At 68.3% G+C, this 13,314-nt stretch carries 15 protein-coding genes; 11 read left to right on the forward strand and 4 right to left on the reverse strand.

Annotated features, from left to right (window positions below; genetic code table 11):
* Nucleotides 1-47: 47 nt before the first annotated feature.
* Complete coding sequence (locus GWK61_RS20890) at nt 48-1,124, forward strand: hypothetical protein (protein ID WP_194910526.1); 1,077 nt, start codon at nt 48-50, stop codon at nt 1,122-1,124.
* Between the two features lie 125 nt (nt 1,125-1,249).
* Complete coding sequence (locus GWK61_RS60850) at nt 1,250-1,330, forward strand: heme-binding protein (RefSeq protein WP_369125599.1); 81 nt, start codon at nt 1,250-1,252, stop codon at nt 1,328-1,330.
* Between the two features lie 550 nt (nt 1,331-1,880).
* Here the strand turns inward: GWK61_RS60850 and GWK61_RS20900 are convergent.
* Nucleotides 1,881-3,710 (reverse strand): pectate lyase-like domain-containing protein, encoded by a 1,830-nt coding sequence (locus GWK61_RS20900; protein WP_194910535.1) that lies wholly within the window; start codon nt 3,708-3,710, stop codon nt 1,881-1,883.
* A 20-nt stretch (nt 3,711-3,730) separates the two neighbouring features.
* The gene (locus GWK61_RS20905; RefSeq protein WP_194910536.1) at nt 3,731-5,341 is read right to left on the reverse strand and encodes a glycoside hydrolase family 30 protein; all 1,611 of its coding nucleotides are present in this window, start codon (nt 5,339-5,341) and stop codon (nt 3,731-3,733) included.
* Between the two features lie 470 nt (nt 5,342-5,811).
* Here GWK61_RS20905 and GWK61_RS20910 point away from each other — a divergent pair, with 470 nt between their 5' ends.
* A complete protein-coding gene (locus GWK61_RS20910) occupies nt 5,812-6,639 on the forward strand; it encodes a helix-turn-helix domain-containing protein (protein ID WP_194910537.1) in 828 nt (275 codons plus the stop codon).
* 26 nt (nt 6,640-6,665) lie between these two features.
* Nucleotides 6,666-7,001, forward strand: coding sequence for a hypothetical protein (locus GWK61_RS20915; protein WP_194910538.1), 336 nt, complete (start codon nt 6,666-6,668; stop codon nt 6,999-7,001).
* Nucleotides 7,002-7,042: 41 nt separating this feature from the next.
* Here GWK61_RS20915 and GWK61_RS20920 read toward each other — a convergent pair whose 3' ends face one another.
* Nucleotides 7,043-7,687, reverse strand: coding sequence for a TetR/AcrR family transcriptional regulator (locus tag GWK61_RS20920; RefSeq protein ID WP_228562670.1), 645 nt, complete (start codon nt 7,685-7,687; stop codon nt 7,043-7,045).
* A 116-nt stretch (nt 7,688-7,803) separates the two neighbouring features.
* Here GWK61_RS20920 and GWK61_RS20925 point away from each other — a divergent pair, with 116 nt between their 5' ends.
* Together GWK61_RS20925 and GWK61_RS20930 are read left to right on the forward strand one after the other, a co-directional pair.
* The gene (locus GWK61_RS20925; protein ID WP_194910539.1) at nt 7,804-8,601 is read left to right on the forward strand and encodes an alpha/beta hydrolase; all 798 of its coding nucleotides are present in this window, start codon (nt 7,804-7,806) and stop codon (nt 8,599-8,601) included.
* Between the two features lie 79 nt (nt 8,602-8,680).
* A complete protein-coding gene (locus GWK61_RS20930) occupies nt 8,681-9,514 on the forward strand; it encodes an alpha/beta fold hydrolase (RefSeq protein WP_228562671.1) in 834 nt (277 codons plus the stop codon).
* Nucleotides 9,515-9,737: 223 nt separating this feature from the next.
* Here GWK61_RS20930 and GWK61_RS20935 read toward each other — a convergent pair whose 3' ends face one another.
* Nucleotides 9,738-9,965, reverse strand: coding sequence for an ANTAR domain-containing protein (locus GWK61_RS20935; RefSeq protein WP_194910540.1), 228 nt, complete (start codon nt 9,963-9,965; stop codon nt 9,738-9,740).
* Between the two features lie 280 nt (nt 9,966-10,245).
* On the opposite strand from GWK61_RS20935, the gene GWK61_RS20940 reads away from it, so the two are divergent.
* The 5 genes from GWK61_RS20940 to GWK61_RS20960 form a co-directional block, all read left to right on the forward strand.
* Entirely contained in the window at nt 10,246-10,449 is a 204-nt protein-coding gene (locus GWK61_RS20940) for a hypothetical protein (RefSeq protein ID WP_194910541.1), read from the forward strand.
* Nucleotides 10,450-10,454: 5 nt separating this feature from the next.
* On the forward strand, nt 10,455-10,811 hold the full coding sequence (locus tag GWK61_RS20945) for an ArsR/SmtB family transcription factor (RefSeq protein ID WP_194910542.1): 357 nt from the start codon (nt 10,455-10,457) through the stop codon (nt 10,809-10,811).
* 74 nt (nt 10,812-10,885) lie between these two features.
* Nucleotides 10,886-12,532: a SulP family inorganic anion transporter gene (locus GWK61_RS20950; RefSeq protein WP_194910569.1), complete on the forward strand. Its 1,647-nt coding sequence runs from the start codon at nt 10,886-10,888 to the stop codon at nt 12,530-12,532.
* The gene (locus GWK61_RS20955; protein ID WP_194910550.1) at nt 12,532-12,960 is read left to right on the forward strand and encodes a pyridoxamine 5'-phosphate oxidase family protein; all 429 of its coding nucleotides are present in this window, start codon (nt 12,532-12,534) and stop codon (nt 12,958-12,960) included. The genes GWK61_RS20950 and GWK61_RS20955 overlap by 1 nt, the downstream gene beginning before the upstream one ends.
* 68 nt (nt 12,961-13,028) lie before the next feature.
* Nucleotides 13,029-13,314: STAS domain-containing protein (locus GWK61_RS20960; protein ID WP_194910553.1), on the forward strand; the 286-nt coding region annotated here is incomplete at its 3' end.

The following is a 13,314-nucleotide window of genomic DNA, read 5'->3' on the forward strand; positions in this document are numbered from 1 at the left end:
TCAGCCGATGCCCATTCCCCACGCCCAGCCCGAAAGACAGGAACCTGATGACCATCCCGGCCGACACCGGCGCGGACACCGCCCCAACGATGGGCGGCGCGTGCCACGCAATGCTGCTCCGCCTCGCGGGCCGCGTGCCTGACGGCCTACTGGCCCAGACGCGCGCCTGGCTCGCCACCCACGAGGTGGAGCTGCTGGCGCGCGCGGTCGTCGCCGGCGTCGCGGCGGCCGGCCTGACGCTCGCACCCGACGACACGGCCCTGCTGCGCTGGATCCTGGAGACGGCCGGGCTGGACACGACGCCGCTGGACCAGATCGTACTGATGGAGGACGCCGACACCCCAGTGAAGCATGTGTTCGCGCCCGCAGCCCCGGAGGTGATGGAACGTCGCGGGGACGAGTTCGGGCCCTGTGTCGATCTGAGCGCGTTGGCGATGGAGGATCGAGCCGACCTGACCGACGAGCTGGACCGGGCGGCCGTCACCGCTGCGGTCGAGTTGCCCGGCACCGTGGCTTTGTGGCGTTCGTGGCGACAGCCTGCGGACGGGGCGCCGCAGCCCGCACCACGTCGGGTGTTCCTGCCGGCGGTGGCCGACGCCGAGTCCTCATGGACCACGACCGCTGCGTTTCAGCAGCAGCTGGCGGCCCTCGGTGAGATCAGTCCACAGGTGGAGACGTTCGGCACGGACCAGCTGCTGCCCACGTACCAGCGGACCGCGCGTTCGTCCTCCGCGCTGTTGTGGACCGCGGCACCGAGCGAGCCGATGCGACTGGCTCCGGTCTACGACACAGTCGACGGCGACGACACGCCAGGCTTCGCCGCCGATCGGGCGCGGCTGGCGGACATCGATCGCGTTGTGGTGGCTGACCTGCTCGACGGCGGTGCGGTGGTGCTGTCCACCACCGCGTACCTGGACGACGTCCTCAACCCCGGACGCCGGATCCCGGTGAACTTCCGCACCGACGGGTTCTGGGTCTGGAACGACGCCGCCGCCTACTACGCCCGCGAACACGGCATCGCCCCGATCGCCGCATTGCTGGACCACCTCCGGTCCGACCGGCCGCGCACCCAGCCGGACACCGTCGCGCTCTTCCGGGCGACGGCGGCGCTCACACAGCCGTAGCCTGCGCGGCGTTGAGCGGCCGATAGCCCCGTGACCGCAGGCCTGGCCTGTTTATGGGTTTGTGGTTCAGTTTCCGGTGGGGAAGCGGTTGATGTTGGTTTCGACGAAGGTGCGGAGTTGGGCTGGTGATCGGCGCGATCGGTGTCGGCGGCGGCAGCCCGGACCAGGACCACGAGGTCGCGCAGGCGGCACTCGCCGCGCCGTGAGCCGCAGCTGTACCGCCTGTACCGCCCTGCAGGGCGCCCGGCCCACCGCCGGCCGCGCACCCTGCGGGGCCTGCCGCCGAAACGAGCCGCGACCAGTTCGTTAATAACTAGACATGGCCTTCCCATGAGGCACCCGTCACGAACGGTTGGGACATGGTCCCGACCCAGTTCAAGCTGCCCTCGATTGGTGTGAACGATTCGCCGGCCGCATCCGTAACCGCCATTGGCCGCTAGATCCTGGCCCCAACGAGCGTAGGAATGTACCAAATGCACAACTTCGACAGCGCTTCGGCGGGCCGGAGGCTGAGACTTCGGCGCCTTCACAGCAGAGATCCCCTTCATGGTGCTGCCCGACCTAGGCGGTTGGAGCTACACCGGCTACTTCGCCAGCAGATTGGCGGACACCGACATCTCCTGGGAAAGCGCCGAGGCCACCGCAGTCCACGCGAGCGACCAAGCACTCATGCCTGTGGCCGACTAGTACCCAGATCCGGGCCCTGAGCTGCCCGCCGTCGTGCAGTGACGGCGGGCAGCGAACGTCGGCGTCGGCCTACGGATAGCTGTTCAGATCCGCGACGCTGTTGCCCGAGTTCACAGAACTGCCCTGGTCGTTGACGATGTGGTTGATGGTGCCGGTACCGCCCAGCGAGACCGTCACCATGTCGTGCAGTTGGACGCCCGGAGTGTTGGGCACCTCGATGGCGTGGTCGGCGACCACCGAGGGGTTGACGTTGAAGTTGCAGTAGACGCCGAGCCCGAAGGCCTGGTGGTCGGTGACGTTGTCAGCCACCTTGTAGGCCGGGTACCCCTGTGTCGCGCCGTCCATCCAGCTGCCCTGGTCCGGCGGATCGTAGGGCAGCTCGTTCTGAAGGAAGTAGGTGCGGCCCCCGTTTCCGTTCCAGAGCACGGCGAACTGCTGGTAGTGCTCCGAGGCCAGGCCGTACATGGTGACGCCGGCGCCGTTGACGACCAGGCCGTTGTTCGCGGTGTTGGTGGTCCAGCCGACGCCGGTGCCGTGGTCTGCGCGCCACAACCAGAAGTCGTCGCCGATGACGTTGTTGCTGTTCACCAGGACGCTGGTATCGGCGGTTCCCACGCCGGCGCCGCCGATGCGGGCGAAGATGTCGGACAGGATGGTCGGATCGGCGCTGTGATCCGTGCCGGACCCCGCCGGGCCGATCCGGAGCAGGGCCGGGGAGCTCGTGGTACCGGCGTCGAAGAGCAGGCCGGCGATGCGGATGCCGTTCACGTCGGCGGTGGACATCGCGACGACGCCGTTGTCAGCTTCCAAGGTCGCCAGGCCCAGCCCGAGGACCACCGTGTCCGGGCGCGTAACCTGGATCGTGTCGGTCAGGTGGTAGACCCCGGGGGTGAACAGCAGGTTGAGGCCGGCCGCCAGGGCCGCGTTGATGGTCGCCGCAGTGTCGACGTCGGGTTTGGCGATGTAGAACTGGCTGATCGGTAGCGAGCTACCCGGCGAGGCGCCGCCGGACCAGGTGGTCCCGGAGGTGTTCGCCTGGGTCGCGGGGACGAACACGTTGTAGCCGCCGTTGCCGTCCACGTACAGGTACGGCTTCTCGGCAACCACCGGCGTCTGGTCCACCGTGGTGTACGGCGGGTTCGGGAAACTCGTGGCGGGGGCGTTGGTATCGCCCACGAAGACCATGTTCCAGTTGGCCCCGGCCCAACCGCCGCCCATCCGGTCGTTGCGCGACAGCCACTGCTGCTGGCTGCCGGAGTTGATCTGCCCGTCCACGCTCGCGTCGCTCAGGAAGCCGCCGCTGGACCAGCCGCCGTCGTCGAGCTGGAGGTTACCGGGGATGTGCGTCCGGCGCATCGGCGAGGCCTGCGACACCGCCCACTTCACCGTGCCGCTGTCCGGGCTGTCATTCAGGTTCTCCACCCCACGCCAGAAGTTGACGGTCGCGTTGCCACCGTTCCACTGCGCGTCGGAGTAGACCCCGCCGCCGGTGATCGTCGTCGCGTCAGGGTTCTGGCCCAGGCCCAGGACCTGGGTGTAGTAGCCCACAGGTACGTTCAGGCTGTACGTGCCGGGTTTGAACAGCATGGCGTTGCGCTGCTGGCCGAACTCGTTGGAGACCTGCTGAGAGTAGGCGTTGTCAATCTGGCTCTGGACGGCGGCACTCGCCATCGACGGGTCGAAGACCAGCACGTTGGGACCAAAGTCCGGGTCGGCCGCTCCGGCCCTGGGAGCCGCAGCGGACTTCGCTGCCGCCGCGGAGTCGGGTGCCACGGCCGCGTTCGGCGCCGCGCCGAACGCGGCGGCCGGGGCCGCCGCCAGCGTTCCGAGCAGCATCACCGGCACCAGCATTCTGGACAGCGGTGTTCTGCGCCGCCGCGTCGTGTTTCCTGAGCTCATAGTGTGTTCGACCTCCCCTGTCAGGGTCCGGTGATGCCGTTGAAGACGCTGGTGAACCGGGACGGGCTCTGCTTGTAGGCCGCAGGATGTGCGGCGGCGCGGACCGCGGTACCGCCGTCGGCGGTCGGCGAGCCGGAGGCCGTCCCGTTCCAGACGAACGTCGCAGAGGTCTGCGCCGGAATGGTGTAGGTGAAGTGCTCGCCGTTCCAGTTCACGGTGAAGTCCTGCGGCGATCCCGCACCGTTATACGCGACCACCGCCTCGGACCCGTCCGGGTTCAGCCATGCGACGTTCGGGACGACGGAGGAGGCTGTGGAGTCGATGCGGTAGGCGCCCGGCTTCACGAACTTGGTCAGCTGCCCCATGTCGTAGTACTCGATGTTGTAGTCGACCTGGCCGGAGCGCGAGTCGCCGTTGTGTACGGTGATCAGCCCGGTGCAGGTCCCGCAGCCGCCGTTGTGCGGGCCCATGTTCTGGTCCACCGCCAGCGACCACTTCACCACCGACTTACCCCAGTTCCGGGTGTAGTCGATGATGTTGTTCATGTCCTCCTGCTGCTGGTTGCCGATCCAGGTGCCGCCGGAGTGCTCGGTGTCGTAGGCGTCCACGTTCGGGTACTGGTTGTGGATGTCCGTCTGCGTGGTGACGCTGCCTCCGTACCCGTGCCAGGCGATGCCGCCGAAGTTGGGGTCGTTGCGGACCGTGGCGTCGTCGACGCTGGGCGCCCCGTACGAGGCGTACGTATCCGGGTTCCAGTCCAGCGCCAGCACCTTCGTTGAGAGCCCGGCGGCGTGGAACGCCGGAAGCAGATCGTTGGCCGTGAAGTCGTCCAGCGATCCGCCGTCCCATGACATCGACGGATAGCCGGAGCAGCAGGTCGGCTCATTCTGCACCGACACGAAGTCGATCGGCACACCCTGCGCCTGGTACGCCTGGATGTACTTCACGAAGTACTGCGCGTAGGCGCCGTAGTACTGGTTCTGCAACGACCCCTGACTGTAGTCGCCGTTGTCCTTCATCCACGGCGGCGCCGTCCACGGCGACGCCATGACCTTCAGGTTGGGGTTGAGCTGCTGCGCCTGCTTAGTCAGCGGCAGCACATCGGCCAGGTCGTGGTCGATGGAGAAGCTCTGGAGCCCGGGGTCGGGCTGATTGCCCGCGGTATCGTCGAACGTGTAGCTGTACCTGGCCAGGTCCGAGGCGCCCAGGGGGTTGCGCAGAAAGTCCAGCCCGATCCCCGTCGCGGGGTTGAACAAGTTGTTCATCAGGGTATTGCGGGTGGAATCGCTGAGCGCGCCGCTGCTGTTCATCAGCCAGGCCGCGGTGTCCGTGAACGAAGCTCCGGCGCCGGTGAACTGCTGGTAACGCGCGGTGTCGTCAACCGTGATCGATTCGCCGGCGCTGTCGACGCCAGCGGCGAACGCGGTCGGGGTCTGTTGCGCGAGTCCCTGGGTGACCTCGCGGCCTCCGGAATCGTCGGTGGTCGTCAGCCAGATGTTCACGGGCTCGTTCGCCGCGTGCGCCGGCGCCGCGGCGACCAGGCCGCCGGCGCCCAGCGCGGCGGCGACGGCGAAGTGAGCCAGCGTACGGATCCGGCGTCCGCCGCAGCCCGGTGGTCGGGTTTTCGGCATGGGGGTACCGCCTTCGTGAGAGATGTGGAAGAACGATTCCGGACGAGGGGTGATCAGGCGACGCCCGCAGCAAGCCCTTTACGCAACCCCTTTTTTCACGATGTGATTGAACTGCCATCTCTCGGCAACAGTCAAGGGCCTGGACCGATATCAGCTCAGGACTCGGCAAAGTTCCAGCTCAATCCCGAGATCGACAAGTAGGAACGCCGCGGCCGGAAGCCGCGGCCATGACGGAGCGCCCCAAGGCTCGACCGACTGCACCCAGCGCACCATTACGATCAAGGCCGTGAGCAGCCGATACCCAATCGGTTGACACTCTGGTCACGACCAATTACTTTCATCGTGCACAAAGTCATTCACACTCACCGCGCCAGTAGACGCCAGACGCGCCACGGCACGGCACAGCACGGGGCGAACGCACTGTGGCTGAGGCTGCCAAAGACCCCTGCGAGCTGGGATGCTACTGAGTCGTGGCGCTCAAACTGATCTACCTGCTGATGACACGGCTCTTCACCTGGATTCGACTTACGAGCCGCGATGCGACGGCGAAGAACGTCGAGATCCTCATGCTCCGCCACCAACTCGCCGTCGCCCAGCGCCGCGATCCCGACCTAGCACGGAAACTCACCTGGACCGACCGTGCCTGGCTTGCCCTGCTGGCTGGACTACTCCACAACGGCCGGCTACCTCAAATCCGACTGATCGTCACCCCCGGCACTATCCTGCGCTGGCACCGCGACCTGCTCCGCCGCCGCTGGGCCCACCACTCACGCCGCAAACAGCCCGGACGCCCGCCGACCCGACGCGACATCAAAGCCCTCATCCTCCGGCTCGCCAAAGAAAATCCCACCTGGGGCCACAGAAGAATCCACGGCGAGCTGGCTGGCCTCGGCATCCGCCTCGCGGCCTCGACCGTCTGGGAGGTGCTGAAGAACGAGGGGATTGATCCTGCCCCGACCCGCGACGCAGGACCGACCTGGGCGACGTTCCTGCGCTCCCAGGCCAAATCCATCCTGGCCTGCGACTTCGTCGTCATCGACCTGCTCGATGGATCGAAAGCCTACGTCCTGGCCGTGATCGAACACGCCAGCAGGCGCGTCCGCGTCTTGGGCGCCACCTTGCACCCTCGCGCAGATTGGATTGGGCAGCAGGCCCGGAACCTGCTCATGGACCTCGACGACGCCGACACAACGGTGAAGTACCTGATCCACGACCGGGACGCCTTCTCGGCGTCGGGCTCTCCCCGGTCGTCGTCGGGGGAACCGACATCGTCGTCGGGAACGCCCCGGCCGAACTAGCAGGTGTCGGTGGAGCGCTAGGACAGGTGGCGCAACAGCTCGGCACCAGCTTCGGCACAGCCGTACTCGGCACGGTACTGGCTTCACGGGTGGGCACCGTGCTCCCCCGCCAATGGATCGCCCACCATCTGCCGGCCCTGCCCGGCCCCGCCGCGGCGAAGCTCAAGCAGGCCGCTGACGTAGGCATCGCGCCTCCCGCCTCGCCGCGTACACCCGCACGGATCACGCAGGCTGTGGCCGACGCCATCCACACCTCGTTCCTTTCCGGCATGCACTGGGCCCTGATCGGCGCGGCCATCGCCGCCACCGCCGCGGCAGCCGTCGCCCTCCTCATCAAGCCGATCGAGACGCATGGCCCATGAGACCACTGATGGGCCTGCTTCTCCGGCTCCCGTCCGCCGGGTCAGCTACCGAACTTGATCACCGCGCGCCCTGCGTTGTAGAGGGACCGGGCGATGGTCTGCGGGTCGCCGAGATAGCCGCCGACCATGGCACCGTCCCGCAGCATCAGCCACTGGTCGGCGACGCCGGAGACGTCGGCCACGCCGATCTCCTGGAGCATCTCCTCGACAGTGCCCTTGAACCACCGTCGATGAGCGTCCACGACCTGCCGGACCGGGTGCTCGGCGTCGGCGTACTCGGCCGCGGCGTTGATGAACGGGCATCCCCGGAAACCCGGGGAGCAACTCTCGGCGCCGATCCCCTCGGCGATCATGCGGAACACTTCGGGCACCTGGCCCGCGGCGGCCAGCCGGGCTCCTGCGACGGCGTCGCGCTCCCACTTCGCGCGACGTTCGAGATAGGCGACGATCAGGTCGTCCTTCGAGGGGAAGTGCCGGTAGAACGTCACCTTGGTGATCCCGACCCTGGCGATGATCTTCTCCGCGCTGACCGCCCGGATGCCCTGCGCGTAGAACAGATCGGCCGCCGCCTCGATGATCCGCTCCCGCATCGGGACCTTGCCGGATGGCGCCGAAGCAGGAGGTCCTGCCCCGTCGGCTGCTGCACCTGCCGGTTCGGAGTGCTGCTGCGTCATACGGTCCAGCATTTCATCTTCCTCGATTCCGAATCGCCGCGGACGGTTCCCCGCACCGGGCAAGACGTGCTAGGTTCAAGTAGAGTTACTAGTCAGTCTACCTGATCCGAACGCGAAGGAACCCAGCCATGCCCACCTCGACCCCCGTCGTCTTCATCCACGGCCTGTGGATCCACTCCGATTCCTGGCAGGACTGGATGGAGGCCTACCGGCAGGCCGGCTACCGCCCGACAGCCCCGGGCTGGCCGGGCGACGGCGACACCGTGACCGCCACCCGTCAGAACGCAGCCGCGGTCGCCGATCAGGGCATCGAAGACATCACCGAGAGCTACCGCCGCGTGATCGACACACTCGACGCCGCGCCGGTCGTCATCGGCCACTCCTTCGGCGGGCTGATCGTCCAGAAACTGCTGGCCGAAGGGCACGCCCGCGCCGCCGTCGCCATCGACCCCGGCCAGATCAAGGGCGTCAAACCCGTGCCGCTCGCCCAGATCCGTTCCGGCCTGCCGGTGCTCTCCAGGCCGGGCAACAAGAAGAAGGCGGTCTCACTGTCCCGCAAGCAGTTCCGCTACGCCTTCGGCAACGCCATCCCGCAGACCGAGTCCGACGAGCTGTTCGAGCGCTGGACCATCCCCGGTCCCGGCAGACCGCTGTTCGAGGCCAGTTCCGCCAACTTCCACAAGACCTCTCCGGCGGCGGTGGACACGAAGAACAACGACCGCGGACCGCTGCTGATCATCGGCGGCGGCAAGGACCACACCGTCCCGGAGACCGTGGTCAAAGCCGCGTACAAGCTCTACTCCGGCTCGGCCGCCGTCACCGACTACCAGTCGTTCCCCGACCGCGGCCACTCGCTCGCCTTCGACAACGGCTGGCGCGAGATCGCCGATCACACCCTGGCCTGGCTCACCCGCCAAGGCATCTGACCCTCGCCCCGCACTGCTCCGCAGCACCCCACCACCGGAAATCCTCACCACCCGAAACCACCCGAAAGAAGGACACACCATGAATGCACCGCTGAAGATGCACAAGCGCGCAGCCCGGTTCGCGGCACTCGGCGCGGCCCTGGCCGTCGCGGCCGCGATCGTGCCCGCCGCGACGGCGTTCGCCACCAACGACGGCAGCCACCCCGGCCCGGCCAAGCCGACCGTCGTCCTGGTCCACGGCGCCTGGGCCGACGGCTCCAGCTGGGCCGGCGTCGTCACCCGCCTGCAGCACGACGGCTACACGGTCGACGTGCCGCCCAACCCGCTCGGCGGCGTGGCCGAGGACTCCGCGTACCTCGCGAGCTACCTCAAGACCGTCCCCGGACCTGTCGTCCTCGTCGGCCACTCCTACGGCGGCTTCGCCATTACCAACGCCGCCACCGGCGACGCGAACGTCAAGGCACTGGTCTACGTCGACGCCTACCTCCCCGCCCAAGGCGAGACCCTCAACGGGCTGACCGCCCAGTTCCCCGGCAGCCAGGTCGCCCCGGCCGCACTGAACTTCGTCCCCGAGCCCGGCGGCGTCAACGACGTCTACATCAAGCCCGCGGACTTCCGCGCCATCCTGGCCAACGACCTGCCGGCCGCCCAGGCCGCCGAACTGGCCGCCACCCAGCGCCCGATCGCGGCGTCCGCGCTCAACGAACTCTCCGGCACCCCGGCCTGGTCCACCATCCCGAGCTGGGACGTGATCGGCACCGACGACCACGCCCTGCCCGCCGCCGCGCAGGAATTCATGGCCCACCGAGCCGGATCGACCGTGACGAAGATCGACGCCTCACACCTGTCGATGCTCTCCCACCCGAAGCAGGTCACGGCCGTCATCGAGGACGCAGCACGCCACACCTCCTGACCGCGGACCGCACCCTGCCCTTGCCGCGCCGCCCGCGCGCTGCGTGCGAGCAGCTGAGCCAGGGCGCCAGCCTGTGGGCGTTTCAACCTTGCTGAGTTCCGAGACGGAACGCAGCTTTTGACTCACAGCGCCGACGATCGGAAGGGCGAATGCTCCGTCGCCGGGGCCGGATGGCGGGGCATTCGTCGGCGAGGAGCGGCTCCTTCGGCACGAGGCCGGCGGGTCAGTCCATTCCGTCGGCATCGAATATCAGGCGTCGGGCCACGATGTCTGCCACGACGTCGGCACGGGTACGCCCGTGTTCGGCGGCGTAGTCTTGCAATCGCTTCATCGCCACGGGAATCGGCACTGCGAGCTGAACACTGATCATCCCAACGGCCTGTTGAACTACGGACCTGTTGTAGATGGCTTGCGCGTTCTTAGGCGTTGCCCCGTTGGCTCGTTGGTTCATGGCGATGCCCCGGCTTTCTGGTCTGACCGCTTCGCGGATGCCGCCGAAGCCCTGCCGGGAGCTGGGGCGTGTTCACCTGCGTGAGCTTACCTGAGCACACATGGCGAATTGATGATTCCTTCAATTAGCGCGATGATGTCAGTGCAGACACCGGGTACGCCTCCCGACGGCTGACTTGAGGGTGCCTGGTACCGGTGGCATGCCGTCGACCGTGCTTGTCGGGGGGCGGTCGGCACCTTCAGACCAGCGGGAAGTACACGTGAAAGACGATGAGGACAGGGTGAGCGCCGCGCAAGTCGACGAGTACACCGAGGCACTGCTGACCCGGGTCGCCGAGGCGCGGCTCCGCCTTGCCGAGGCCGCAGCGACCGTCGACTCCCAAGCAGTCGCCGAAGCGCTGGACGAGCTGGAGCAGGCCCTGGGTCTGGCGCGGGAGTCCGGCGTCGAGGTTCCCCCCATCGGACGTGACGGGAAGAAACAGTGAGTGGCGTGATGGTTCCTCTGTACCAGGCCAAGGCGGAGTTCTTCCGCATGCTCGGACACCCGGTCCGGATCCGCGTGCTGGAACTGCTGCAGGACGGGCCGATGCCGGTACGCGACCTGCTCGCCGCGATCGAGATCGAGCGCTCCAGCCTGTCCCAACAACTGGCGGTGCTGCGCCGCTCCGGCATCGTCGTCGGCGTCCGCGAAGGCGACACCGTCATGTACTCCCTGGCCGGCCCCGACGTCGCCGAGCTGATGCGCGCCGCGCGCCGGATCCTCACCGAGCTGATCACCGGGCAGCAGGACCTGCTGGCCGAGCTGCGTGACGCCGACGCCGACGCCACGGCCGGAAGCCCGGCGTGAGTGCTGCTGCGATCGCCCGCGCTCTCGCGGGCCGGGTGAGGGACGTCCTGCCGAACGCGGCGACCCTGGGCACGATGCGTCGCTCGCCGCGCCGCGACCTGATCGCCGGGCTCACGGTGGCGGTGGTCGCACTGCCGCTCGCGCTCGGCTTCGGTATCACCTCCGGCGCCGGAGCCAAGGCCGGGCTGGTCACCGCCGTGATCGCCGGCGCCCTGGCCGCCGTCTTCGGAGGCTCCAACCTCCAGGTCACCGGACCCACCGGCGCGATGACCGTAGTGCTGGTGCCGATCGTGCACACCTACGGCCTCGACGGGGTCATGACCGTCGGGCTGATGGCCGGGGTCATCCTCGTCGTCCTGTCCCTGCTGCGCGCCGGCCGGGCCATGTCCTACGTTCCGGTGCCGGTGATCGAAGGCTTCACCCTGGGCATCGCCGCCGTCATCGGGCTGCAGCAGATCCCCGGCGCGCTAGGGGTGCACACTCCGTCCGGGAACAATCCGGCTGTGGTCGCCGGCAAGGCTGTTGCAGACTTCGCCGGGCATCCGCACTGGACCTCGATCGCCGTCGCCGTCGCCGTGGCCGCCGTCATGCTCCTGGGAGCCCGGTGGCGACCCGGTGTCCCGTTCTCGCTGCTGGCTGTCGTCGCCGCCACCGCTGCGGTGTGGGGACTGGGCCTGGCCACCGCGACGATCGGGCACCTGCCCTCGGGGCTGTCGGCGCCGTCCACCTCCTTCTTCGAAACCTCTCATGTCGGCTCGCTGCTGCCCTCGGCGCTGGCGGTCGCCGCGTTGGCGGCGCTGGAGTCGCTGATGTCGGCCTCGGCCGCCGACGCGATGAGCGTCTCCGAGCGCCACGACTCCAACCGGGAGCTGTTCGGGCAGGGCCTGGCCAACATCGCCGCCCCGCTGTTCGGCGGGGTCGCGGCCACCGGCGCGATCGCCCGCACCGCGGTCAACGTCCGCACCGGCGCGGCTTCCCGCCTCGCCTCCCTGGTGCACGCCGCGGTCCTGGCGGTCATCGTGTTCGCCGCCGCGCCGCTGGTCGCACACATCCCGCGCGCCGCCCTGGCCGGAGTTCTCATCGCCACCGCCGTGCGGATGGTCGAGGTCGGCTCGATCAAGGCGCTGGCCAAGGCCAGCCGCGGCGAAGCCGGGATACTCGTCCTCACCGCGACCGTGACGCTGGCCTCGACCTTGTTCAACGCCGTGATCGTGGGCATGATCGTGGCTGCGGCGCTCGCGGTGACCAAGGTGTCGGCGGCGGCGCGGCTGGAGCAGGTCCCGCTGCACGCCGACCTGCCCCCTGCCGACCACCACGCCGAGGAGCAGCAGCTGCTCGGCGAGCATATCGTGGCCTACCGCATCGACGGGCCACTGCTGTTCGCCGCCGCACACCGCTTCCTGCTGGAGCTCACCGAGACCGCCGACGTGAAGGTGCTGATCCTGCGGATGTCCCGGATCAGCATCATCGACTCCTCCGGCTCCCGAGTCCTGGAAGACGCCATCGACAAGCTCACGAAGCGCGGCGTACTGGTGCTGATATCAGGCATCCGTCCCGAGCACCGCCGTCCGCTGGACGCCCTCGGCACCCTGGACGCCGTACGCGAGGCAGGGCACGTGTTCGCCACCACCCCCGAGGCCATCGAGTACGCTCACACTCACCTGGCCGGCGCGGGGATCATCCCGGCCCAGCACACCGACGAACGAGTCCAGGTGGGCTGATGAGCAAAGGCTTCGCGCAGATCCGTCTCGCGCCGCTGCTCCGCGTCGAAGCGCTGTACCTGCTCGGCGACACCAGCATCGGCTTCGTGATCTGCGCGAAGGAAGAGATGACGGTTCGCCGGCCCAATTTCCACGCGGTCGAGCGCGGCGAACTCGTCATCCTGACCGTCATGGCCGCCGAGTTGGAAGCGGCCCTGGACGACGGCCTGCCGATCACCTATCAGGCGGAGTCCGTCGACGACTCGACACAGAAGGGGTGGTACGCCAGCATCACCGGCCCAGCCGAGATCCTGGTCGACCCCGGGCAGCGTGCCCATTACCAGAACACGCTGCCCGGCTTCGAAGCCGGCGACGGTAGCAGGGTCCTGCGGCTTCGGCCCGACGTCGTCGGCGAACACCGGATCCAGCGCGTGTCCGCGGCCCTGTAGATACACCCGATTCCTGTTCCCCGTCTCTCGCCTTCCCATAGTCCATCGTGAAAGGAAGTCACGCCGTCGTGCACAAGCTGCAGTGGCGTTACGCGTCTCGCCCCGACCTGGGCGTCCTGGCGCTGGCCGGCCAGCTCGGCGCCGCAGACGTGCCCCGGCTCAACGGTGCGATCGGCTGGACCCTGTTCCACGGCGGCGGCCCACTGATCCTCGACCTGAGCGCCCTGTACCGATGGACCACCCTCGGACAAGACGCCATCGTCAAAGCCGCAGCACGCCTGCAAGCCGCGGGACGGACCTTGGACATCGCCGCCGCACCCGGCAGCGACACGTCCATCATCGCCGGCGCCATCC

The sequence above is a fragment of the Catenulispora rubra genome, assembly GCF_015356825.1.
Classification (GTDB): Bacteria; Actinomycetota; Actinomycetes; order Streptomycetales; family Catenulisporaceae; genus Catenulispora; species Catenulispora rubra.